We start from the raw sequence: 22,044 nt of genomic DNA, 5'->3' as shown, positions 1-22,044 counted from the left end.
GGACGCCGTGCCTGCCCGGCCTCGATTCCCCCTCGCCCGGCCGATCCAGCGCGGACGGTTCATGCCCTTCCCGATACCGAGATCCCTCGCCGCCGGCCTCGTGCTCCTGACCGCCTGCGGTCCGAGCGCGGCGCAGGCCGGAAAGGCCGACGCGCCGATCCCGGCCGCGACGCTTGCCGTCATGGCGCAGAAGGGCACCACGGCCGCCGCCCCGGTGCTGTTCCGGGCCTACAAGAAGGAATCCGAGATCGAGGTCTGGAAGAAGGGCCCGGCCGGGTACGTCCACATCAAGACCTTCCCGATCTGCCGCTGGTCCGGTCAGCTCGGCCCCAAGCGCAAGAGCGGCGACCGGCAGACCCCGGAGGGGTTCTACACGGTGCCCCGGCGCCAGATGAACCCGAACTCGCACTATTACCTGTCCTTCGACGTCGGCTATCCCAACGCCTATGACCGCGCCCATGGCGGCACCGGCTCGGCCGTGATGGTCCACGGCATCTGCTCGTCGATGGGCTGCTTCGCCATGACCGACGGCACGGTCGGCGAGATCTACGCCATCGCCCGGGAGGCCCTGAACGGCGGCCAGGCGGCCTTCCAGTTCCAGTCCTATCCGTTCCGGATGAGTGCCGAGAACATGGCCCGCCACCGGACCGACCCGAACATCGCGTTCTGGCGCGAGCTCAAGGCCGGGTCCGACCGGTTCGAGGCGAGCCGGGAGGAGCTTCAGGTCTCGGTGGTCGCCGGCCGCTACGCCTTCGCGCCGTCCCGGGATCCCGCCCGGGAGGCTGCCGTCGCGACCTACCGCGCCATCGAGGAGGCACGGATGGCAACGCTCGCCGAATCGGGCGAGCCCGCCGTGCGCACCACCTATTCCGACGGCGGCCAGCACGCCTTCTGGGCGGCCTATACCGCCCGGGGCGGCGCGGTCGGCGACATCAGCCGGCCGGAGGCTCTGGCCTATGCCGGCCAGGAGGTGGTGGTCGTGCCCGGCCACCGGGCGCCGCGCCCGGTGCCGGAATCCGTCTGGGCCGCCTGGGGCGGGCCCGAATCCGGTCTCGCGCTGCGGCAGATGGCCGGCTTCGTGCCGGTCTACGAGCGGGCGGCGGATCCGTTCGGGGCGCTGGCGGGCCGCCTCCCGGCGCGCTACGGCGACGGCCTGCCGTCCCTGCTGGCGGCGGCGCTCGCCGAATCCCCCGGCACGGCCGCCGGACACCCGATTCGGGCGGGCTCGGGCGCGGGCCTGATCGCCTCCGCCGAGCGCCTCTAGGCATGCACCGGACCCCGAAAGCGGCCCATCCGTGTGCGCGGCCGCACATCACGACGGCGTGCGGACCCCCAATTCATTGTACGGCAGGGGATGAGCGGTACTCCTGTCCCGTCGGCCTGCCGTATTCAGCGCTACCTTCCCGGAACGGCGACGGGGTTTCGATCGTAACGGATCGGGACCGACTGTCCGCAGATTCGTGATCGCCATGTCCAAGTATCCCGAGCCGACCATCTGCGCGGCCGATCAGGGCCTCGTCCTCCGATTCTGGGGCGTGCGCGGCTCGACTCCGGTCAGCGGCCCGCAATATGCCGAGTTCGGTGGCAGCACGCCCTGCATCGAGGTGCGCTGCGGCGAGCGGATGTTCGTGGTCGACGCCGGCTCGGGCATCTACAACCTCGGCCAGGGCCACCGCACCGATCTCCCGCGGGATGTCGACCTGCTGTTCACCCATCTGCATCTCGACCACACCGCGGGCCTTCCGTTCTTCAAGCCGGCCGTCCTCGACGCCGATCGGGTGATCAACACCTATTGCGGCAATCTCGGCGGCGAATCGGCCGGCCCGACCCTCGATCGCCTGTTCGCGCCGCCGCTCTTCCCGGTTACCCTCGACAGGCTGTGCTGCACCTTCAACCACCACGGGTTCGAGGCCGGCCAGACCCTGACCTTCCCGGACGGCTCGCGGGTCGACACGATCCTGCTGAACCACCCGCAGGGCTCGGTGGGCTACCGATTCGAGCATGGCGGCCGGCGCCTGTGCCTGATCAGCGATATCGAGCACAGCGACCCCTGGCCGGATCCCGAGCTGGCCAAGTTCGTCGCCGGGGCTGACCTGATGGTCTATGACGGCATGTTCACCGACGGCGAGTATCCGACCTGCCGGGGCTGGGGGCACTCGACCTGGCAGAAGGGCGTCGAGCTGGCGCGGATGGCCGGCGTCAAGGCGCTGGCGATCATCCACCTGCACCCGGCCCATTCCGACACGGCGCTGCGCGACATGGAGGCCGATCTCCAGGCGGAGATGCCCACCGCCTTTATCGCCCGCGAGAGCCAGAGCATCACGGTCGGCGCCCCGCGCTCGGTGAGTGGCCGGGCCGGCAACCGCCCCACGGTGGCGCGCGAGGTCCGGCGCCGGATCAAGGTCGCCTGATCGTCTCGGTCAGAAGGGGCGCCCGCTCCGGGGCCGGCTGTACCGGCGATAGGCGAACAGCACGAACAGCGCGACGCCGATGGTCAGGATGCTCCAGCCGTAATTGCTGATAAGCTGCGCATCAATCGGGTGGCCGATCAGGCCCAGCGCGACGAGCAGTCCGAAGACGGCGATCACCGCCGAGACGAGCATCCCTAGAATCATCGTGGTCCCCGGCGGCCCCGGCCGGCGCAGCCGCCCGGCGAATTCGTCCGTGGAAATGCATGGGGGCGGTGCCCGTTCCCGGTCGTGTCCGGCGCCGCGAGGCGCTAATCGCGCCCTGGCGCGCATGGGCGGCTCCCAAGGCGCCGAACTTAGGCTAAGTAGGCGCGCACGACGGCGCCCCGGGGCGCGCGAGGAGCCCGAGACCACGGCGATGACCGGCCCACAGAACACGCCTCAGGACAGCATGCCCGCATCCACCGCCGCCACAGGCCCGCTGCGCCCGCAATCCCAGCTCGTGACGATCTTCGGCGGCTCCGGCTTCCTGGGCCGCCACGTGGTGCGGGCCCTCGCCAAGCGCGGCTACCGGATCCGCGTCGCGGTACGCCGGCCGGACCTGGCGCTGTTCCTGCAGCCGCTGGGCAAGGTCAACCAGATCGTGGCCGTCCAGGCCAACCTGCGCTACCCCGAATCGGTGGCCCGCGCGGCCGAGCGCTCGGACGTGGTGATCAACCTCGTCGGCATCCTGCAGGAGACCGGCTCGCAGAGCTTCGCGCGGCTGCAGGTCGACGGGGCCGCCGAGATCGCCCGCGCCGCCGCCCGGCAGGGCGCCCGGATGATCCACGTCTCGGCGATCGGGGCGGATCCGGCCTCGCCGTCGCGCTATGCCCGCACCAAGGCCGAGGGCGAGGCCCGGGTCTTCGCCGCCTGCCCGGACGCGGTGGTGTTCCGGCCATCGCTGGTCTTCGGGCCGGGCGACAGCTTCTTCAACCGCTTCGCCGGTCTCGCCCGGGCGCTGCCGGTGCTGCCGCTGGCGGGCGGCCAGTCGCGCTTCCAGCCGGTCTTCGTCGGCGACGTCGCCGAGGCGATCGCCCGGGCGGTCGACGGCGCCGTGCCGGGGGGCAAGGTCTACGAGCTCGGCGGACCGGAGGTCGCCACCCTCGAGCACCTCGTGCGCTACATGCTCAAGACGATCCAGCGCAAGCGCGCCGTGGTCGACCTGCCGCTGCCGGTGGCCAAGCTCCAGGCCCGGCTCCTGGAGGTCGCCGACACCCTGACCTTCGGCCTGCTGCCCGACAGCCTGAAGCTCACCCGCGACCAGGTGATCCTGCTCCAGAACGACAACGTCGTGTCCGAGGCCGCCAAGGCCGAGGGCCGCACCATCGAGGCGCTCGGGATCACCCCGACCGCCGCCGAGGCGGTGGTGCCGGGCTATCTCTGGCCGTTCCGCAAGGCGGGCCAGTTCGCCACCGACCGGGACGAAGAATACCTGGCGGAGGTGCCCGACTCGATCGCACCGACGCCCATGGGTCCCGGCTCCCAGCACAGGCCGCAGACCGCGTCCGGGCCGGCGATCGGCGCCGACGCCGGCAGCTCCCCGGGAAGCGCCCAGAGCCGCATGGGCACCCGCTGGGGCACCCGGACGATGAGCTGACGGGTCGGGGCTCCGCCCCGATACCCTGCCAAAGGGCCTCGGGCCCTTTGGAAACCCATTTCCTTGCCGGTGAGGGCGTTGATATCCCCGCGTTCTCCTCGAAGGAGACAGCGCCTGACCTCGTCCGGGACCACACGATGATCGTCACCCCGTGGAACGGATCGGCAGGCTTGGCGTGAGACGCATCCTCGTCACCGGCGCGGCGGGCTTCGTCGGCGGCCACGTCCTGCCGCTCCTGGCCGTGTCGGGCGCCCGCGTGGTCGGGATCGGCCGCGGCGCACCCCGGGACCTGCCTGCGGGAGTCGATTACGAGCGCATCGACCTCCTCGACGAGGCCGCTTTGAGCGGCTTCATGGCGCGCTTCCGGCCGACCGAGATCCTCCACCTCGCCGGCCTCGCCTCGGTGGGTGAGTCGGCCACCGGGCCGGGCCAGACCTGGCGGGTGAACGTCAACGGCCTGATGAACCTCGTGGCGGCGGTCGAGGCGGTGCCGGGCTGCACGCTGTTCTTCGTCAGCTCGGGCGAGGTCTACGGCGGCGCGTTCCTGGCCGGTCATGCCCTCTCCGAGGAGGCCGAGCCCCTGCCGCGCAACACCTACGCCCGCTCGAAATGGGTCGGCGAGCAGCTGCTGCGCGACCTGCTGCCCCGGATCGGCGTGAAGCTCGTGGTGCTGCGGCCGTTCAACCATATCGGCCCGGGCCAGGACGAGCGCTTCGTCGTGGCCTCCTTCGCCGGGCAGATCGCCCGGATCGAGGCCGGCCGTGCGCCGCCCCTCCTCGAAGTGGGCAACCTCTCCTCGTACCGCGACTTCCTCGACGTCGCCGACGTGGCGGGCGCCTATGTCGACCTGATCGGCCGCGCGGAATCCCTGGCGGACGGGAGCGTGTTCAACATCAGCTCCGGCGTGCCCCGCACCATCGCCAGCGTCCTCGACGGCCTGCGCATCCGCGCCCGGGTGCCGTTCGAGATCCGCGTCGCCCCCGAGCGGGTGCGTCCGAGCGAGATCCCGCTGGCCGCGGGCGACGCGACCCGCCTGCGCGGAGCCACCGGCTGGCAGCCCCGGGTCGCCTGGGACGACGCCCTGGCCCGGGTGCTGGACGATGCCCGCGCCCGGCTCGCCCCGGAAGAGGGCTGAGACCCCTACCGGACCACCCCCTTCGCCACCAGCGCGTCCCGCGCCTCCGCCGAGACATCCAGCCGCTCGGCCAGGATCTCCTGGCTCGACTCCCCGAGGCCCGGCGGCATGCGGCGTACGGGCAAGCGGCGCCCGTCGAGGCGGTAGGGCGGGGCGATGACGTGGGCGTTGCCGGCGCCCTCGACCACGAGCCCGGCCTCCTGCGCGCGGTCGCAGGTCAGCGCCTCGCGCAGGCCCATCACCTCGCCGCAGGGGATACCCGCCCCGCGCAGGCGCGCGATCAGGGGCGCCCGCTCCCACTTGGCGAGCTCGGCCTCCAGGATCGGGATGAAGACGGCGCGGTTCTTCGAGCGGTCGAGGTTGGTGGCGAAGCGCGGGTCGGCGCACAGGTCCGGCCGTTCCAGAACCTGCTCGCAGAAGCGGCGGTACTGGGCGTTGTTGCCCACCGTGATCACCACCGGCCCGTCGCCGGCCTCGAACACCCCGTAGGGCACGATCGACGGATGGGCGTTGCCGTAGCGCGGCGGGTCGATGCCCCGGGCCAGCGCCTCAAGCCCGTAATAGGAGGTCAGCGCCACGCCGCAATCGAACAGGGCGAAGTCGATGGTCCGGCCGCGCCCGGTGCGCGCACGCTGGAACAGGGCCGCCAGCACGGCCTGGGCGGCGTATTGCCCGGTGAACAGGTCCACCGCCGCGACCCCGAACTTCAAGGGCGGCCCGCCGGCCTCGCCGTTGAGCGCCATCACGCCGGATTCGCCCTGTACCACGAGGTCGTAGCCGGGCCGGGTCGCCTCCGAGCCGTCCGAACTGTAGCCGGCAATCGAGCAGTAGATCAGCCCGGGATTCTCGGCCGAGAGCGCCGCGTAGCCGAGGCCGAGCTTGTCGGCGCCGCCGGTCTTGAAGTTCTGGACCAGCACGTCGCTCTCGCGGGCCAGCGCCTTGACGATCGCCAGCCCCTCCGGCGTGGCGAGATCGACCCCGATCGAGCGCTTGTTGCGGTTCACGCTGTCGAAATACGAGGTGTTGCCGGGGGTGGTCGTCACGCCCCAGTCCCGGGTGTCGTCGCCGCGCTCCGGGTGCTCGACCTTGATCACGTCGGCGCCGAGATCACCCAGCACCTGCGCACACCACGGCCCCGCCAGGACCCGGGACAGGTCGAGGACGCGGATCCCGGTGAGGGGCAGGTCGGATGACGGGTCAGAGTCCATCGCAAAGATCCTCAGAGCGCGCATCACACCGTGAAAAGTCCTGGTTCATCAGGGCTCCGCCCTGACAACCCGCCAAAGGGCTCGCCCTTTGGAAACCCGATCCCATGGGTTTTCACGCGCCCATCACGCCGTCGAGGCTGCGCACGGCCGCGACGAGTTTCGGGCGGACCACGTCCATCAGGAACCGGGCGTCGGTGATGACGGTGGGGCCGCCGCAATTGACCGACATGGGCGGCAGGCCGCCGCCGGGGTGGAATCCCACCGCGATGGCGCAGACCGTCTCCTGCCAGTCGCCGAACGAGGTGCAGCAGCCGATCTCGCGATGCTCGGCCACCGCCCGGTCGAGGCCGGCGCGCAGGGCGGGCCAAGCCACCGGGTCCAGGGCCTTCAGGTCCTCGTAGATGCTCTCGCGCTCGCGCTCGGGACACACGGCGACGTAGGCGCGGCCCATGGCGCTGCGGGCGAGCGAGATCCGCGAGCCGGTATCGAGGTTCAGCGAGATCGCGGCCGGCCCGCGCTGGCAATCGACGTAGCGCATGCTGAGCCGGTCGCGCACGCCCAGACCCACCGAGGCATTGGCCGCCTCGGCCACCGCCCGCAGGGCCGGCCGGGCGATGCCGCGCACGTCGAGCCCGCCGAGCGCCGCCGCGCTGAGGGCGATGGTCGCCGTGCCGAGCCGGTAGCGGCCGGTCTCGGCGGCGTGGTGCAGGTAGCCGAGCTTGGTCAGGGTGTAGGTCAGCCGCGACACGGTGGAGCGCGGCAGGCCGCAGGCCGCCGCGAGGTCGTGGTTGGCGAGGCTGGTCCGGCCCGGGCCGAAGCAGGCCAGCACCGCGAGGCCCCGGGCCAGCGCCGTGACGAAGTGGCGATCCTCCTTGGCGCCGTCCTCCTTGGCGCCGTCGCCCGGCGCCGCATCGGGATCGGCCAGCAGGTCCTGATCGGCGGTCCTCATCGGCGCAGGAACGCCGCGAAGGCCGCCTGCGCCTCCGGGCCCCGACGAAGCGCGTGGAACACCTCCGCCTCCTCGGCGAGCGTGCGGGCGACGCTGTCGTCCTGGCCCCGGCGCAGCGCCCGCTTGGTCGCCGCGATCGAGGCCGGGGGCAGGGCGGCCAGGGCGCGGGCCCGACCGAGCGCAACCTCCAGGGCCGTGCCCTCCGGGACGGCGGCGTTGACGAGGCCCGCCGCCACCGCCTCCGCGGCGCCGAAGGGCTCGCCGAGCATCAGCAACTCCGCCGCCCGCTTGGTGCCCGCGATGAGCGGCAGCAGGTAGCTCGACCCGCCTTCCGGGCTGAGGCCGAGCGCTGTGAACGGCAAGCGGAAGCGGGCGCCGTCCCCGGCATAGGCCAGGTCGCAATGCAGCAGCAGCGTCGTGCCGATGCCGACCGCGTGCCCCTCCACCGCGGCGACCACGGGCTTCGGGCAACCGCGCAGGGCCTTCAGGAAGGTCAGGCCCGGGCTGTCGCCCGCGGCCTCGACATCCTGAAAATCCTTGAGATCGTTGCCGGCGGTGAAGCAGCCGCCCGCCCCGGTGAGCACCACGGCGCGCAGGGTCTCGTCGGCGCCGGCGGCGTCGAAGGCGGCGGCGAGGCTCGCATAGGTCGCCCGGTCGAGGGCGTTGCGCCGCTCCGGCCGGTCGATGGTGATCAACCGGATCCCGGGCTCCGGATCGGCGATGCGGACGCTCAAGAGACAGCCTCACCGGCAAAATCCGCGGCGACGCCCGCGAGACCGGCCCGGGCGGCGGCGTATTCCCGAGCGAGCCGGGCCACGAGGTCGGCCGTGGCCGGCGCATCCGCGATGGTGCCGACCCCCTGGCCGGCGCCCCAGACGTCCCGCCACGCCTTCGCGCTGGCGCTGCCGAAGTTCATCGCGGTCTTGTCGCGCACCGGCAGCGCCTCGGGATCGAGCCCGGCGGCGCGGATGCTGGGCGTCAGGTAGTTGCCCGGAACGCCGGTGAAGTAGGGGGTGTACAGGATGTCGGCGGCGGCGCTGCCGGCGATCATGTCCTTGTAGCCCGACGCCGCGTTGGCCTCCCGGGTGGCGATGAACCGGGTGCCCATATAGGCGAGGTCGGCGCCCATGGCCTGGGCGGCCAGGATCGCCGAGCCGGTGGTGATCGCCCCCGACAGGATCAGCGGGCCATCGTAGAAGCGCCGGATCTCGCCGACCAGGGCGAAGGGGCTCAGCGTGCCGGCATGGCCCCCGGCGCCGGCGCAGACCAGGATCAGCCCGTCGACCCCCGCCTCCAGGGCCTTCTCGGCGTGGCGGACATTGGTGACGTCGTGGAACACCACGCCGCCATAGGCGTGGACCGGGCGGATCACCGCGTCCGGGGCCCGCAGCGAGGTGATGATGATCGGCACCCGATGCCGGACGCAGGCCTCGACATCCTGCGCCAGGCGGTCGTTCGAGGCGTGGACGATCTGATTCACCGCGAAGGGGGCGATTTTTCGGGCCGGATCCTTCGCGCGCTCTTCAGCGAGCGTCCGCGTGATCGTCGAAAGCCATTCGTCGAGCAACTCGGCGGGCCGGGCGTTGAGCGCCGGGAACGCGCCGACCACCCCGGCCAGGCATTGCGCGATCACCAGCTCCGGTCCCGACACGATGAACATCGGCGCGCAGATCACCGGCAGGGCGAGGCGGCCGCGGAGAACTTCCGGGAGGCGCCCGGCCGGGCTCTGTTCGGGGCCGTCGCTCATCGGAGGCTGCCGGGCTGTTGGCCGATACCGCGCACAGCGATCCTCCCTGATCGGTCGGGCGGCCCGGCCCTTGGAACCTGCCGGGGCGGGTTCGAGCCGGAATCGCGCCCGGGGCGGGTCTGAATGGCATGGCGCCCGGCACCGGTCAAACCGCTCCGCTCGGCGGCGTCCGCGATGCGGAACAGAATGACGGGACCGGCCTTTGAAACCTGTGTCTCCTTGACGTCCCGATCCTCACAGACCAACATCCTCGCCAATTGCGAACGATAATTCTGCACAGCAGAACAGGGGAGAGCGCCGCTTTGGTTCGTTACGAGGTCGATGGCGGCGTGGCCGTGCTCACGCTCGCCAACCCACCGGTCAACGCGCTGGGCGCCGCGCTGCGGGCTTCCCTCGACGACGCGCTGGCGCGGGCGGGAGCCGACGCATCGGTCCGGGCGATCGTGCTGGCGGCCGAGGGCAAGGTGTTCGTCGGCGGCGCCGACATCTCGGAATTCGGCAAGCCGCCCCAGGCGCCGAGCCTGCCGGACGTGCTGGAGCGGCTCGATGGCTGCCCGAAGCCGGTCGTCGCGGCGATCGGCGGCGCGGCGCTGGGCGGCGGGCTGGAGCTGGCGATGGCCTGCCATGGCCGGATCGCGGCGCCTGTGGCCAAGCTGGGCCTGCCGGAGATCAAGCTCGGGATCATCCCGGGGGCCGGGGGCACGCAGCGCCTGCCGCGGCTGATCGGGCCGGACGTCGCCTTCACGATGATGCTCACCGGCGAGCCGGTCTCGGCCGAGACGGCAGCAGGGCTCGGGATCGTCGATGCCGTGGTGCTGGGCGACCTCGTGCCGGCGGCCCGCACCCGGGCCCTGGAACTGGCCGATTCCGGCGCCCTGCCGCGGGTGCGCGACCGGGCGGACCGGCTGACCCCGGAGGCCCGCCAGGCCTTCGAGGCGAAGGCCGAGGCGGCGGTCAAGCGCGATTCCGAAGCGACCAACGTCCACGCCCTGGCCCGAGCCGTGCGCGCCGGCCTGGACCCGGACGCGTTCGACGCTGCGGTCGCCGTCGAGCGGGCCGAGTTCCGCACGCTGGTGGAGGATCCGCGCTCCAAGGCCCTGCGTTACGCCTTCTTCGCCGAGCGCGAGGCGGCCCGGGTGCCGGGCCTGTCGAAGGACACGCCCCGCCGCCCGATCGAGACGGCCGCGGTGATCGGCGCCGGCACCATGGGCGGCGGCATCGCCATGTGCTTCGCCAATGCCGGCATCCCGGTCACCGTGATCGAGACCGAGGCCGGCGCTCTGGAACGCGGCCTCGACCGGGTGAAGGGCCTCTATGCCGGCTCGGCCAAGCGCGGCTCGATCACCGAGGCCCAGCGCGACGCGCGGATCGGCCGGATCACCCGAGCGATCGGCCTGGAGAACGCCGCTCAGGCCGACATCGTCATCGAGGCGGCCTTCGAGGACATGGCGGTCAAGCGCGAGATCTTCTCCAAGCTCGACGGCATCGCTAAGGAAGGCGCGATCCTGGCGAGCAACACCTCCTATCTCGACGTCGACGCCATCGCGGCGGTGACCGGCCGGCCGCAGGACGCGCTCGGCCTGCATTTCTTCAGCCCGGCCAACGTCATGCGCCTCGTCGAGGTGGTCCGCGCCGGCAAGACCGCGCCCGACGTGCTCGCCACCGCGCTGGATCTGGCCAAGCGCCTCAACAAGCTGCCGGTGACGGTGGGCGTCTGCTTCGGCTTCGTCGGCAACCGCATCCTGGAACGCCGCAGCCGCGCCGCCGAGCGCCTGCTGCTCGAAGGCGCCCTGCCGCACGAGGTCGATGCCGCCGTGACCGCCTTCGGATTCCGGATGGGTCCCTTCGCCATGAGCGACCTCGCCGGCCTCGATATCGGCTGGCGCTCCCGCAAGGATTTCGGCGGCCGGGCGCCAGTGGCCGACGCGCTGGCCGAGATGGGCCGGTTCGGCCAGAAGACCGGCCGCGGTTTTTTTGTGTATGCGGACGGCGCCAGGACTGGGACCCGCGATCCCGAGGTGGAAGCGCTCATCGAGAAGACTTCAGCCGAGCATGGCATTGCCCGTCGAAGCTTCAACCCCGAAGAAATCGTCGCCCGGCTGATGTACCCGATGGTCAACGAGGGCGCCCGGATCCTGTCGGAAAAAATCGCGGCGCGGCCCGGCGACATCGATACGATCTGGATCAACGGCTACAACTGGCCGGCCTGGCGCGGCGGCCCGATGCACTGGGCCGACACGGTCGGTCTCAAGAGTGTCGCCGAGGCGCTGACGCGCTTCGCCCGGGAGACCGGCGACGACAGCCAGGAGCCGGCGCCGCTGCTGCGCAAGCTGGCGGATGAAGGTGGACGCTTCGCCACTTGGAAGGCGACGGCCTGATGGCCTGCCGGCCGATGAGGGTGCCGTTACGGGGTCGTTCGTGCGCCACCCCTTTCCCGGGCGCATGGAGCGTCAGCGGAATGCGACCCGGGACCCAGCACAAGACCGCGCGAAGCGTCCTTACAAAGAGATCTGTGCCGCTCCGCGGCGCTTGTGTTGCTGGGTCCCGGATCACCTTCCACTGCGTTTCAGGCGTCCGGGAAAGGGGCGCGGTTCATCCGCCCAAGGCTGCCAAGCTCATGGCGAAGAGCGGTTTTTGGATCACGCTGTGCGCAGCTTGCCCGAGCGGAACCATCACATCGACCGACCGCAACGCCGTTTTGAAGCCCCAGAGGAGCCCGGCATGACCGACGCGGTGATCGTCTCGACCGCCCGCACGCCGATCGGCAAGGCCCATCGCGGTGCGCTGAACCTCACCCGCGGCGCCGACCTCGCCGCCCACGCGATCCGGGGCGCCCTGGACCGGGCTCGGCTGGAACCGGACTCCGTGGAGGAGGTGGTGCTCGGCTGCGGCTATCCGGAGAACGCCACCGGCGGCAACGTCGCCCGCCACGCCGCGCTGGTGGCGGGGATCCCGGTGGAGTCGGCGGGCGTCACGGTCTCGCGCTTCTGCGCCTCGGGGCTCGAGGCGATCGCCAGCGCGGCCCGGCGGATCATCCTCGACGGCGTTCCGGTGGCGGTCGCGGGCGGGGTCGAGTCGATCAGCCTGGTCCAGCCGAAGGTCCAGCGGGAGCTGACCCGCAACGCCTGGTTGGAGGCGCATCTGCCCGCGATCTACATGCCGATGATCGAGACCGCCGACATCGTCGCCGAGCGGTACGGCATCTCCCGGGAGGCGCAGGACGCCTTCGCGCTGGAGAGCCAGCGCCGCACCGCCGCCGCGCAGGCGCAAGGCCTGTTCGATGACGAGATCGTCCCGATGAGCGCCGTGATGGCGGTGACCGACAAGGCCACCGGCGAGACCCGGGAGGTCGAGACACGGCTCGCCAAGGACGAGGGCAACCGGCCCGACACGACCCTCGAAGGCTTGGCGAAGCTCAAGCCCGTGCGCGGGGAGGGCGCCTTCATCACCGCGGGCAATGCCAGCCAGCTCTCGGACGGTGCCGCCGCCAGCGTGCTGATGTCGGCCGAGGAGGCCGCCCGGCGGGGCCTGACGCCGCTGGGCACCTTCCGGGGCTTCGCCTCGGCCGGATGCGGGCCGGATGAGATGGGCATCGGCCCGGTCTTCGCGGTGCCGCGCCTGCTGGAGCGGCAGGGGCTGACCGTCGCCGATATCGACCTGTGGGAGCTGAACGAGGCCTTCGCGTCCCAGTCGGTCTATTGCCGGGACAGGCTCGGGATCGACCCCGACAAGGTCAACGTCAACGGCGGCGCCATCGCGGTCGGCCATCCGTTCGGCATGTCGGGGGCGCGGCTCGTGGGCCACGCCCTGCTGGAAGGCCGCCGCCGCGGGGCGCGCTACGCCGTGGTGACCATGTGCGTGGCCGGCGGCCAGGGCTGCGCCGGCCTGTTCGAGATCGGAGGCTGACGATGGATCTGCGCTTTACGCCGGACGAAATCGCGTTCCGCGACGAGGTCCGCAGCTTCTGCCAGACGGAGATCCCGGCTGGCATACGGAAGAAGGTCTCGGAGGGGCGCAGCCTCGCCAAGGAGGACATCGTCGCCAGCCAGCGGATCCTCAACGCCAAGGGCTGGGCGGTGCCGCACTGGCCGCAGGAATGGGGCGGCCGGGATTGGACCCCGATCCAGCGCTACATCTACACCGAGGAGCTGTTCCAGGCGGCGGTGCCGCTGCCGCAGCAGTTCAACTGCTACATGTTCGGCCCCGTCCTCGCGACCTTCGGCCGGCAGGACCAGAAGGCGCGCTTCCTGCCGCGCGCGGCCAATCTCGACGATTGGTGGTGCCAGGGCTTCTCCGAGCCCGGCGCCGGCTCGGATCTGGCCTCACTCAAGACCAAGGCGGTGCGCGACGGCGACCACTACATCGTGGACGGCCAGAAGACCTGGACGACGCTGGGCCAGCACGCCGACTGGATCTTTTGTCTCGTCCGCACCGACTTCGAGGCCAAGAAGCAGCGCGGCATTTCCTTCCTGCTGATCGACATGAAGACGCCCGGCATCACCGTGCGGCCGATCCTGACCCTGGAGGGCCGGCACGAGGTCAACGAGGTTTTCTTCGACTCGGTGCGGGTGCCGGTCGAGAACCTCGTCGGCGAGGAGAACCGGGGCTGGGACTACGCAAAATTCCTGCTCGCCAACGAACGCACCGGCATCGCCCGGATCGGCCTCACCAAGGAACGCCTTCAGCGGATCAAGCGCCTCGCCAAGGAGATGCCGGCGGGCTCCGGGACCATGTGGGACGACCGCGATTTCCGCGGCCGGGTCGCCGAGGTCGAGGTCGAGCTGAAGGCGCTGGAAATCACCCAGATGCGGGTGGCAGCCAAGCAGGGACGGGCGGATTCGGTGGAGCCCGACCCCGCCTCCTCGCTCCTCAAGATCCGCGGTTCGCAGCTCCAGCAGGCGGCGACCGAATTGCTGGTCGAGCTCGCCGGCCCGTTCGCCCTGGCGGCGCCGGCCCGCGGGGCAGGGGCCAACAACCTGCCGGGCGGCTTCGATTGGGTCGATGCCGCGGCGCCGAGCTACTTCAACAACCGCAAGGTCTCGATCTACGGCGGCTCCAACGAGATCCAGCACAACGTCATCGCCAAGGGGATTTTGGGGTTGTGAGGGCAGGCGGGCCGCCCCCGCCGACCCCACCCACCCCCCTCATCCTGAGGTGCGGCGAAGCCGCCTCGAAGGAGGGCTCCAGGGATCGCGGGGCCGGCTGGAGGGCTCCTTCGAGGCCTCCGCTGCGCTCCGGCACCTCAGGATGAGGGTGTGGGTGGGATGAACGCCGCGACCGTGACCTTCCGCGAGAGAACACCACCATGGATTTCGACCTGAACGAGGACCAGTCGCTCCTGCGCGACAGCGTCGAGCGGCTGGCGGCGGATCTGTATCCGTCGCTGGAGAGCCGGCAGGCGCGGCTGAAGGCGCCGCTGGGCTTCCCGGAGGAAGGCTGGGCGGCGTTCGCCGAGCTCGGCGTCACCGGCCTGCCCTTCTCGGAAGCCGAGGGCGGGCTCGCCGGGGGGCCGGTGGAGACCATGCTGGTCATGGAGGCGGTGGGCCGCAACCTCGTGGTCGAGCCGCTGTTCGCGAGCCTGGTGCTCGGCGCGACGGCGCTCCGGCTCGGCGGCAGCCCGGCGCAGACGGAGACGATCCTGCCCGGCGTGATCGACGGCAGCCTGCGGCTCACCCTGGCCCATACCGAGCGCCAGTCCCGCTACGACCTCCACGACGTGGCGACCACGGCCCGGCGCTCGGGCGACGGGTTCGTGCTGAGCGGGGCCAAGAGCGTCGTGCCCAATGCCGACGCGGCCGGGCTGATGGTGGTCTCAGCGCGGGTCTCCGGGGAGCGGCGCGACCCGCACGGGATCGGGCTGTTCCTGGTGCCGACCGACGCCGCGGGGGTAGCGATCGAGGCCTACCCGACCCAGGATGGCGGGCGCGCCGCGGAGGTGTCGTTCTCCGACGTCGCGCTGCCGGCCGATGCGGCGCTGGGGGATCCCGAGGGGGGCCTGCCCCTGCTGGAGCGGGTGGTCGAGCACGGCATCGCGGCTTTGGCCGCCGAGGCGGTGGGCTCCATGGACGCGCTCCACAAGCTGACGGTGGAGTATCTCAAGACCCGCACGCAGTTCGGGGTCAGCGTCGGCTCGTTCCAGGCGCTGCAGCACCGGGCGGTGGACATGCTGATCCAGCTGGAGCAGGCGCGCTCGATGGCGCTCTACGCCGCCATGATGGTCGATGCGGAGGATCCCGTGGCGCGGGCGGCGGCGCTCGCGGCCGTGAAGGTGCAGATCAACAAGGCCTGCCGGTTCGTCGGCCAGGAAGCGGTGCAGCTCCACGGCGGCATCGGCATGACGCTGGAATATATCGGCGCCCACCACTTCAAGCGGCTCGCCATGATCGAGTACCAGCTCGGCGACACCGCCCACCACCTGCGCCGGATCACGCAAGGGGAGAACGGACTGCTGGCAGCGTGAGGGGCGATTTTCGCGCACCATCCCGCCCAAACCCCCGTCATCTCAGAGGCTGTGAGTTCTCCGATCCTTCGAGGAGGGAGCGCGACAGGCCCCCTCTCCCGTGCGGGAGAGGGCTGGGGTGAGGGATCAGGTCTATCCGGAGAGGTCGCACCCCTCACCCTGTCCCTCTCCCGCACGGGAGAGGGGACCCGCGCCTCGTCCTGGCGTTGCAAGCCCGTCTGTCGATCGAAAGACCAGAGCCTGTCAGAATGGGTGGGATGAACCAGGCAAAAAAGATCAGTTGAACAGCGAACCCACACCGCCCTGCACGCGGCCGAGGCCGGCGCGGGCGACGGCGTTGTTGGGTTCGATCACGGCGGCGCGCTGGTAGTTCTCCAGGGCCTCCTTGCGCTGGCCCGACTTCTCGTAGGCCAGGCCCCGATAGGCCCAGGAGGTGGCGTCCTTGTTGTTGACGTTGAGCGCCGCGTTGTAGTCCTCGATCGCCTTCGGGTACTGGTTGGTGGCGATCAGGCTCTGGCCGCGGGCCGCGTAGGGCGCGGACACGAACGGGTTGCGGTCGATCGCGGCGTCGAAGTCGGCGATCGCCTGGGTGTCCTGACCCTGCTTCTGCTTCACCAGACCGCGGGCATGGTAGGCCTCGGCCGATTCGGGCATCAGCCGGATCGCGACGTTGAGGTCGGCGAGCGCCTGATCGACGTTGCCCTGGGCGCGCTCGACATTGGCGCGGCCGATATAGGCCGGGCCGTAATTCGGGTCGATGCCGATCGCCTTGGTGAAGTCTTGGAGCGCGGCGGCGTCGCGGCCGACCTGGCGCTCGGCCAGCGCGCGGTTGTTGTAGGCCGAGCCCGAATTCGGGTCGATCTGGATCGCCTTGGTGAAGTCCGCGATGGCGTCGTTGAACTGGCCGGCGCGGGCATAGGCGGCGCCGCGGGTGTTGTAGGCGGCGGCGTCGTTCGGGTTGCGCTGGATCACCTCGGTCAGCGAGGCGATGTTGACGTTGGTGGCGCCCGTGGTGTCGGTCTCCACCACCGCGTATTGCCGCGGGCCGGCGGCGCTTCCGACGGTCTCGCAGCCCGCAAGCGCCGCGGCCGAGAGCGTGGCCGCGCCGATCAGCGCGATCTTGTGTGCCAGCCCGTTGCGTACGATCATCGCCCCACTCTCCCCGGGGCACGGCCCGCCCCGCGTGCCCACCCCGCCCCCGAATCTTGTCTGTCGCCCGGCTTACGCCGCGCCCCCTCGTCTCCGGGGCACCGTCGCGCATCGCGGTGAATGCCGGCTTAAGGATACGCGGTCCCGCGACCGGTCACGCCGTGGTGGAAGCTTTGGGATGTGGCGAAGGTATGGCTCGCGGACGCGCGCAGGCCGTGTCGCGGCCTCCGGCGCGCGCGCGGCCGGTCCGGTGTGTTCCCGAAGCCGCAGAACCGGGCTCGGTCAGGCCTCCGGAACGCGCCCGAGCCGGGTGACGTGGCCCATCTTGCGGCCGGGCCGGGCCTCGCCCTTGCCGTAGAGGTGCAGGTGGGCGCCGGGCTCGGCGAGCAGGGCGGACCAGTCGTCCGCCTGGGCGCCGATCAGGTTGCGCATCTCCACCGGCAGCCCGCCGACCCGGGCCGAATCGCCGAGCGGCCAGCCGGACACCGCCCGGACATGCTGGGCGAATTGCGAGGTGATCGCCCCCTCGATGGTCCAGTGCCCGGAATTGTGCACCCGCGGCGCGATCTCGTTGACCACGAGGCGCTCGGCCCCGTCCTCGCGCACCAAGAACATCTCGACGGCGAGCACGCCGACATAGTCCAGGGCGTCGGCGATCCGGCGGGCGATGTCGAGGGCGGCGCGGGCGGTCTCGGGGGTGAGGCCCGGGGCCGGCACCCGGGTCAGCGCCAGGATGTGGTCGCGGTGCTCGTTCTCGCACAGGTCGAAGGCCGCGAAGCCGCCGTCGCGGCCGCGGGCGGCCACCACCGAGACCTCGCGCTCGAACGGCACGAACCCCTCCAGGATCAGCGGCGCGCCGCCGAACTCGGCAAACAGCGCGTTGCGGTCGCCCTCGGCGCGCTCGCGCAGGATGCGCTGGCCCTTGCCGTCGTAGCCGAACCGGCGGGTCTTGAGCACCGCCGGCAGGCCGAGCGCCGCGATCGCCCGGTCGAGGTCGTCGGGCGTGTCGACCGCCTGGAACGGCGCGGTCGGGATGCCGAGCCGGTTGATGAAGTCTTTTTCGGTGAGGCGGTCCTGGGTGGTCGACAACGCCTCCGCGTTCGGATGCAGGGCGGCGTGCCGGGCCAGGATGTCGGCGGTGGCGCGCGGGATGTTCTCGAACTCGTAGGTCACCGCGTCCACGCTCCGCGCGAAGGTCGCGAGCGCTTCGGCATCATCGTAGGCCGCGCAGGTGGTGAGAGCGCAGACGTCGAAGGCGGGGCTGTCCCGGTCGGGCGCGTAGACATGCACCTTCAGCCCGTAATTGGCCGCCGCGAGCGCGATCATGCGCCCGAGCTGGCCACCCCCGACGATGCCGAGGGTGGAGCCGGGCTTCAAAACTGTTTCGGTCACGAAAGCTTTTCCGTCTCCGGCCGTTCGGCCACCGACGCGGTCTGGGCCGCGCGCCACGCATCGAGGCGTTCCGCCAGGGCAGGATCGGCGAGCGCCAGCACCGCGGCGGCGAGCAGTGCCGCGTTGACCGCCCCGGCCCGGCCGATCGCCAAGGTCCCCACCGGGATGCCGGCCGGCATCTGGACGATCGAGAGCAAGCTGTCCTGGCCGGACAGGGCCTTGGATTCCACCGGCACGCCGAAGACCGGCAGGCGGGTCATCGCGGCGGCCATGCCGGGCAGATGGGCGGCCCCGCCGGCGCCCGCGATCACCACCTTGAACCCGGCCGCGACGGCGCCCTTGGCGAAGGCTACGAGCCGGTCGGGGGTGCGGTGGGCGGAGACGATGCGCGCGTCGTACGGCACCCCGAGCGCGTCGAGCGTCTCGGCGGCGTGCCGCATGGTCGCCCAATCGGACTGACTGCCCATGATGATCGCGACCGGAGGCGACGCCATCGTTTGTCCCGGCAAAAGAGGGCGCTTACAGGCGGGGCGGCCCGGCGGCAAGGCGCCGCGCCGGCGCGTCCACTGACATCAGGCGATGATGTCCGGGGTGAGCGCATCCTCGATATGGTAGATCCGGTCGCGCAGGGTCAGCTTGCGCTTCTTCAGGCGCTGGATCTGGAGCTGATCCCCGGCGACGCTGCGCTCCAGCGCCTCGATGGCGCCGTCGAGCCCCCGGTGTTCCTCGCGCAGCCGATTCAGCTCGGCTTCGAGATCCGCCGGCTGCACGTTTTCGTTCGACTCGTCCGCCATCGTCACCCGCGGTATCGAAGACCGTTCCGTGTCGAAGAGCATGCGTTACACCCCGCCGCGGGACAAGCCGGCCCGGCAAGCATTCGTCAGGCTTGACCGGAGAAAAGGCTTCGACAGGTGCGGCATCCTGTGCCAGTCTCCATGTGTCGGAACAATGACAGGAGATTCGACTCATGTCGCTGCAGACGCATTTGAGCCAACTCGCCCGGAAGCACGAAGCCCTCGAGCGTGAGATTCACGAGGCGATCCACAGGCCTTCTGCGAACGACCTCCATATTGCCGAACTGAAGCGACGGAAACTTCTTCTCAAGGACGAGATCAACAGGCTGCAAGCCGGCAACGATACGCTGCACTGAGCCGCGCCTGACTGTCCCACGGTTAGACATCCAAGACGAGAACCGCCGCATCGGTCCGCCCGGTGCGGCGGCTTCTTTTCGTGGGGTGATGACCACTCTCTCCCGACTACGGCCCTCAGCCCGGGGAGCCCGCCAGACGCCACCGCGATCCCTGGAGCCCTCCTTCGAGGACGCTGCGCGGCACCTCAGGATGAGGGGGTTGGGTGGGAGGGGCGTTGTGCGGCTGGGCGCTTGGCCAGCATCCGCACATCATCCCAGTCGCCGCGGATCAGCGCCTCTTTCTTAGCCCGGCTCCAGCCCTTGATGCGCCGCTCCGCCGCGACCGCGTCGACGATTCGGTCGAACTGCTCGGCATAGATCAGCGTGACCGGGCGCCTTCGGCTGGTGTAGCCCGGATACGTGCCGGCCTCATGCTCGCTGAGGCGCTTGTCGAGGGACGACCCACGCGCGGAGCCGACATAGTAGCTGCCGTCCGAGCACCGCAGCATGTACACGAACGCATTCACGGCCCGACTCAGCTCGTCGCGGGACGCCGAGCCTAACGGTTTCTACCGCCCCTCCAACCCACCCCCTCATCCTGAGGTGCCGCGCAGCGGCCTCGAAGGAGCCCTCCAGAAATCGCGCGGCCGGCTGGAGGGCTCCTTCGAGGCCTCCGCTTCGCTTCGGCGCCTCAGGATGAGGGGGTGGGTGGGAGAAGCCGACTCTCCCGCTGAGCCGGGTCTCAATCCATAAGCGCGTCATCATCCCCCAAACGACCACCCGCGCGCGCAAAAAACAAGAATCAGCTACGCTGCCCGTGATGCCGCCGGAGAGCGGCCTCCGAGGACACGCCGCGCCGATGACCACCGCCAGCCTGCCGGGCCGCTATCCCGAGATCTACGACGCGGCGCGCCGCGACCCGGAGGCGTTCTGGCTGGAAGCGGCCGGGGCGCTCGACTGGTCGCACCCTCCCGAGCAGATCTTCGCGCCGGAGTCCGGCCCCTACGGCCGCTGGTTCCCGGACGGGACGCTCAACGCCTGCCACAACGCGGTGGACCGCCACGCCGACGGAGCGCGGGCCGAGCAGGCGGCGATCCTGTACGATTCCCCCGTCACCGGGACCAAGCGCAGCATCAGCTACCGGGAGCTGCGCGATTCGGTGGCGGCGCTCGCCGCGGTGCTGGCCGAGCTCGGCGTCGGCAAGGGCGACCGGGTGATCCTGTACATGCCGATGGTGCCCGAGGCGCTGTTCGGCATGCTGGCCTGCGCCCGGCTCGGGGCCGTGCACTCGGTGGTGTTCGGCGGCTTCGCGGCGAACGAATTGGCCGTGCGGATCGAGGATGCCGCCCCGAAGGTGGTGCTGGCCGCCTCCTGCGGACTCGAGCCGAACCGGGTGGTCGCCTACAAGCCGCTGCTGGACCTCGCGATCTCGACCTCCCGGCACAAGCCGGAGGCCTGCCTGATCCTGCAGCGGCCTCAATGCGCCGCGAGCCTGGTCGCGGGGCGCGACTACGACTGGGCCGAGACCGTCGCGGCCGCCCGGGCGGCGGGGAAGCAGGCCGCCTGCGTGCCGGTGGCTGCCACCGACCCGCTCTACGTCCTCTACACCTCCGGCACGACCGGCAAGCCGAAGGGGGTGGTCCGGGATACCGGCGGCTACCTCGTGGCGCTCGCCTGGTCGATGCCGAACCTCTACGGCGTCCAGCCCGGCGAGACCTATTTCTGCGCCTCCGATATCGGCTGGGTGGTCGGCCATTCCTACATCGTCTACGCGCCGCTGCTGCACGGCTGCACCACGGTGCTGTACGAGGGCAAGCCGGTGGGCACGCCGGATGCCGGGGCGTTCTGGCGGGTTGTCGCCGAGCACGGCGTCGTCTGCCTGTTCACGGCGCCGACGGCCTTGCGGGCGATCAAGAAGGAGGATCCGGCCGGGTCGCTGGTCGGCGCCTACGACCTCTCGGCTTTCCGCAGCCTGTTCCTGGCCGGGGAGCGGGCGGATCCGGATTCGGTCGCCTGGGCCGAGCGGGTGCTGGGCCGGCCGGTGATCGACCATTGGTGGCAGACCGAGACCGGCTGGCCGATCGCCGGCAATCCGCTGGGTCTCGGCCTCCTGCCGGTGAAGCACGGCAGCACCTGCGTGCCGATGCCGGGCTACCGGGTCGAGGTCCTGGACGAGGGCGGCAAGCCGGTCCCGCCCGGCACGATGGGCACCATCGCGATCCGCTTGCCCCTGCCGCCCGGCTGCCTGCCGACCCTGTGGGGCTCGGACGCGCGGATGCGGTCGAGCTACCTCGCCACCTTCCCGGGCTATTACGACACCTCGGATGCCGGGGTGATCGATGCCGACGGCTACATCACCGTGCTGGGGCGGACCGACGACATCATCAACGTCGCGGGCCATCGCCTGTCCACGGGCGGCATGGAGGCGGTGCTGGCCGGCCATCCGGATGTCGCCGAATGCGCGGTGATCGGCATCCGCGACGCGCTCAAGGGCGAGGTGCCCTGCGGCTTCGTGGTGCTCAAAGCCCGGGTCGACCGCGCCCCCGAGGACATCGAGCGCGAACTCGTCGCCAAGGTCCGCGACGAGATCGGACCGGTGGCGGCGTTCAAGCTGGCGCTCACCGTGCCGCGACTGCCGAAAACCCGCTCCGGCAAGATCCTGCGCGCCACCATGAAGCGCATCGCCGACCACGAGCCCTGGACCATGCCGGCGACCATCGACGACGCCACCGCGCTCGACGAGATCGATGCGAGCCTGAAGGGGCGGGGGATCGGCGCGGACTGAGCAATATGGGTTCCCGAAGGGCCCGAGGCCCTTCGGCGGGGTT

20 protein-coding genes are annotated in these 22,044 nt (G+C 71.1%); 10 read left to right on the top strand and 10 right to left on the bottom strand.

All coding sequences use genetic code 11. The annotated features are described in order from the left end of the window. Positions 1-61 precede the first annotated feature (61 nt). On the top strand, positions 62-1,264 hold the full coding sequence (locus MKL20_RS13610; protein WP_244037107.1) for a murein L,D-transpeptidase family protein: 1,203 nt from the start codon (positions 62-64) through the stop codon (positions 1,262-1,264). Between the two features lie 205 nt (positions 1,265-1,469). Beyond that, positions 1,470-2,411, top strand: a complete 942-nt coding sequence (locus tag MKL20_RS13605) for an MBL fold metallo-hydrolase (RefSeq protein WP_243966177.1) — start codon at positions 1,470-1,472, stop codon at positions 2,409-2,411. Positions 2,412-2,420: 9 nt separating this feature from the next. On the opposite strand, the gene MKL20_RS13600 is transcribed toward MKL20_RS13605, so the two are convergent. Continuing rightward, positions 2,421-2,603 (bottom strand): hypothetical protein, encoded by a 183-nt coding sequence (locus MKL20_RS13600; RefSeq protein ID WP_244037106.1) that lies wholly within the window; start codon positions 2,601-2,603, stop codon positions 2,421-2,423. A 256-nt stretch (positions 2,604-2,859) separates the two neighbouring features. Between MKL20_RS13600 and MKL20_RS13595 the strand changes: the two genes are divergently transcribed. Both MKL20_RS13595 and MKL20_RS13590 read left to right on the top strand, forming a co-directional pair. Further along, positions 2,860-4,047, top strand: a complete 1,188-nt coding sequence (locus MKL20_RS13595) for a complex I NDUFA9 subunit family protein (RefSeq protein ID WP_244037130.1) — start codon at positions 2,860-2,862, stop codon at positions 4,045-4,047. A 175-nt stretch (positions 4,048-4,222) separates the two neighbouring features. Then, on the top strand, positions 4,223-5,182 hold the full coding sequence (locus tag MKL20_RS13590; RefSeq protein ID WP_244037105.1) for an NAD-dependent epimerase/dehydratase family protein: 960 nt from the start codon (positions 4,223-4,225) through the stop codon (positions 5,180-5,182). A gap of 5 nt (positions 5,183-5,187) precedes the next feature. Here MKL20_RS13590 and MKL20_RS13585 read toward each other — a convergent pair whose 3' ends face one another. The 4 genes from MKL20_RS13585 to MKL20_RS13570 form a co-directional block, all read right to left on the bottom strand. Beyond that, a complete protein-coding gene (locus tag MKL20_RS13585) occupies positions 5,188-6,390 on the bottom strand; it encodes a CaiB/BaiF CoA transferase family protein (RefSeq protein WP_244037104.1) in 1,203 nt (400 codons plus the stop codon). Between the two features lie 112 nt (positions 6,391-6,502). After that, a complete protein-coding gene (locus MKL20_RS13580) occupies positions 6,503-7,339 on the bottom strand; it encodes an IclR family transcriptional regulator (RefSeq protein ID WP_244037103.1) in 837 nt (278 codons plus the stop codon). Beyond that, positions 7,336-8,073, bottom strand: coding sequence for an enoyl-CoA hydratase-related protein (locus tag MKL20_RS13575; RefSeq protein WP_244037102.1), 738 nt, complete (start codon positions 8,071-8,073; stop codon positions 7,336-7,338). Before MKL20_RS13575 ends, MKL20_RS13580 begins: the two co-directional genes overlap by 4 nt. Beyond that, positions 8,070-9,086 carry an NAD(P)H-dependent flavin oxidoreductase gene (locus MKL20_RS13570; RefSeq protein ID WP_244037101.1) on the bottom strand — a complete coding sequence of 339 codons (1,017 nt, stop codon included), beginning with the start codon at positions 9,084-9,086 and terminating at the stop codon, positions 8,070-8,072. The genes MKL20_RS13575 and MKL20_RS13570 overlap by 4 nt, the downstream gene beginning before the upstream one ends. 302 nt (positions 9,087-9,388) lie before the next feature. Between MKL20_RS13570 and MKL20_RS13565 the strand changes: the two genes are divergently transcribed. The 4 genes from MKL20_RS13565 (at position 9,389) to MKL20_RS13550 (ending at position 15,546) form a co-directional block, all read left to right on the top strand. Further along, positions 9,389-11,464, top strand: a complete 2,076-nt coding sequence (locus MKL20_RS13565; RefSeq protein ID WP_244037100.1) for a 3-hydroxyacyl-CoA dehydrogenase NAD-binding domain-containing protein — start codon at positions 9,389-9,391, stop codon at positions 11,462-11,464. Between the two features lie 343 nt (positions 11,465-11,807). Next, positions 11,808-12,992, top strand: coding sequence for an acetyl-CoA C-acyltransferase (locus tag MKL20_RS13560; protein ID WP_244037099.1), 1,185 nt, complete (start codon positions 11,808-11,810; stop codon positions 12,990-12,992). Positions 12,993-12,994: 2 nt separating this feature from the next. Then, entirely contained in the window at positions 12,995-14,191 is a 1,197-nt protein-coding gene (locus tag MKL20_RS13555) for an acyl-CoA dehydrogenase family protein (protein WP_244037098.1), read from the top strand. Between the two features lie 200 nt (positions 14,192-14,391). After that, the gene (locus MKL20_RS13550) at positions 14,392-15,546 is read left to right on the top strand and encodes an acyl-CoA dehydrogenase family protein (protein WP_244037097.1); all 1,155 of its coding nucleotides are present in this window, start codon (positions 14,392-14,394) and stop codon (positions 15,544-15,546) included. 276 nt (positions 15,547-15,822) lie between these two features. On the opposite strand, the gene MKL20_RS13545 is transcribed toward MKL20_RS13550, so the two are convergent. The 4 genes from MKL20_RS13545 to MKL20_RS13530 form a co-directional block, all read right to left on the bottom strand. Beyond that, positions 15,823-16,695: a tetratricopeptide repeat protein gene (locus MKL20_RS13545; protein WP_243966163.1), complete on the bottom strand. Its 873-nt coding sequence runs from the start codon at positions 16,693-16,695 to the stop codon at positions 15,823-15,825. A gap of 282 nt (positions 16,696-16,977) precedes the next feature. Further along, a complete protein-coding gene (locus MKL20_RS13540; protein ID WP_244037096.1) occupies positions 16,978-18,087 on the bottom strand; it encodes a 5-(carboxyamino)imidazole ribonucleotide synthase in 1,110 nt (369 codons plus the stop codon). Then, positions 18,084-18,581, bottom strand: a complete 498-nt coding sequence (purE, locus tag MKL20_RS13535; protein ID WP_244037095.1) for a 5-(carboxyamino)imidazole ribonucleotide mutase — start codon at positions 18,579-18,581, stop codon at positions 18,084-18,086. The genes MKL20_RS13540 and purE overlap by 4 nt, the downstream gene beginning before the upstream one ends. A gap of 78 nt (positions 18,582-18,659) precedes the next feature. Further along, complete coding sequence (locus MKL20_RS13530) at positions 18,660-18,923, bottom strand: YdcH family protein (protein WP_152997395.1); 264 nt, start codon at positions 18,921-18,923, stop codon at positions 18,660-18,662. 131 nt (positions 18,924-19,054) lie between these two features. Here MKL20_RS13530 and MKL20_RS13525 point away from each other — a divergent pair, with 131 nt between their 5' ends. Next, positions 19,055-19,237 carry a YdcH family protein gene (locus MKL20_RS13525; protein WP_243947087.1) on the top strand — a complete coding sequence of 61 codons (183 nt, stop codon included), beginning with the start codon at positions 19,055-19,057 and terminating at the stop codon, positions 19,235-19,237. 185 nt (positions 19,238-19,422) lie between these two features. Here MKL20_RS13525 and MKL20_RS13520 read toward each other — a convergent pair whose 3' ends face one another. Continuing rightward, on the bottom strand, positions 19,423-19,743 hold the full coding sequence (locus tag MKL20_RS13520) for a GIY-YIG nuclease family protein (RefSeq protein ID WP_244037094.1): 321 nt from the start codon (positions 19,741-19,743) through the stop codon (positions 19,423-19,425). Positions 19,744-20,075: 332 nt separating this feature from the next. Here MKL20_RS13520 and MKL20_RS13515 point away from each other — a divergent pair, with 332 nt between their 5' ends. Continuing rightward, positions 20,076-22,001, top strand: a complete 1,926-nt coding sequence (locus MKL20_RS13515; protein ID WP_244037093.1) for a propionyl-CoA synthetase — start codon at positions 20,076-20,078, stop codon at positions 21,999-22,001. Positions 22,002-22,044 lie beyond the last annotated feature (43 nt).

It is taken from the genome of Methylobacterium sp. E-066 (genome assembly GCF_022829635.1).
Lineage (GTDB): Bacteria > Pseudomonadota > Alphaproteobacteria > Rhizobiales > Beijerinckiaceae > Methylobacterium.
This window is presented reverse-complemented; position numbering and strand designations above follow the sequence as displayed.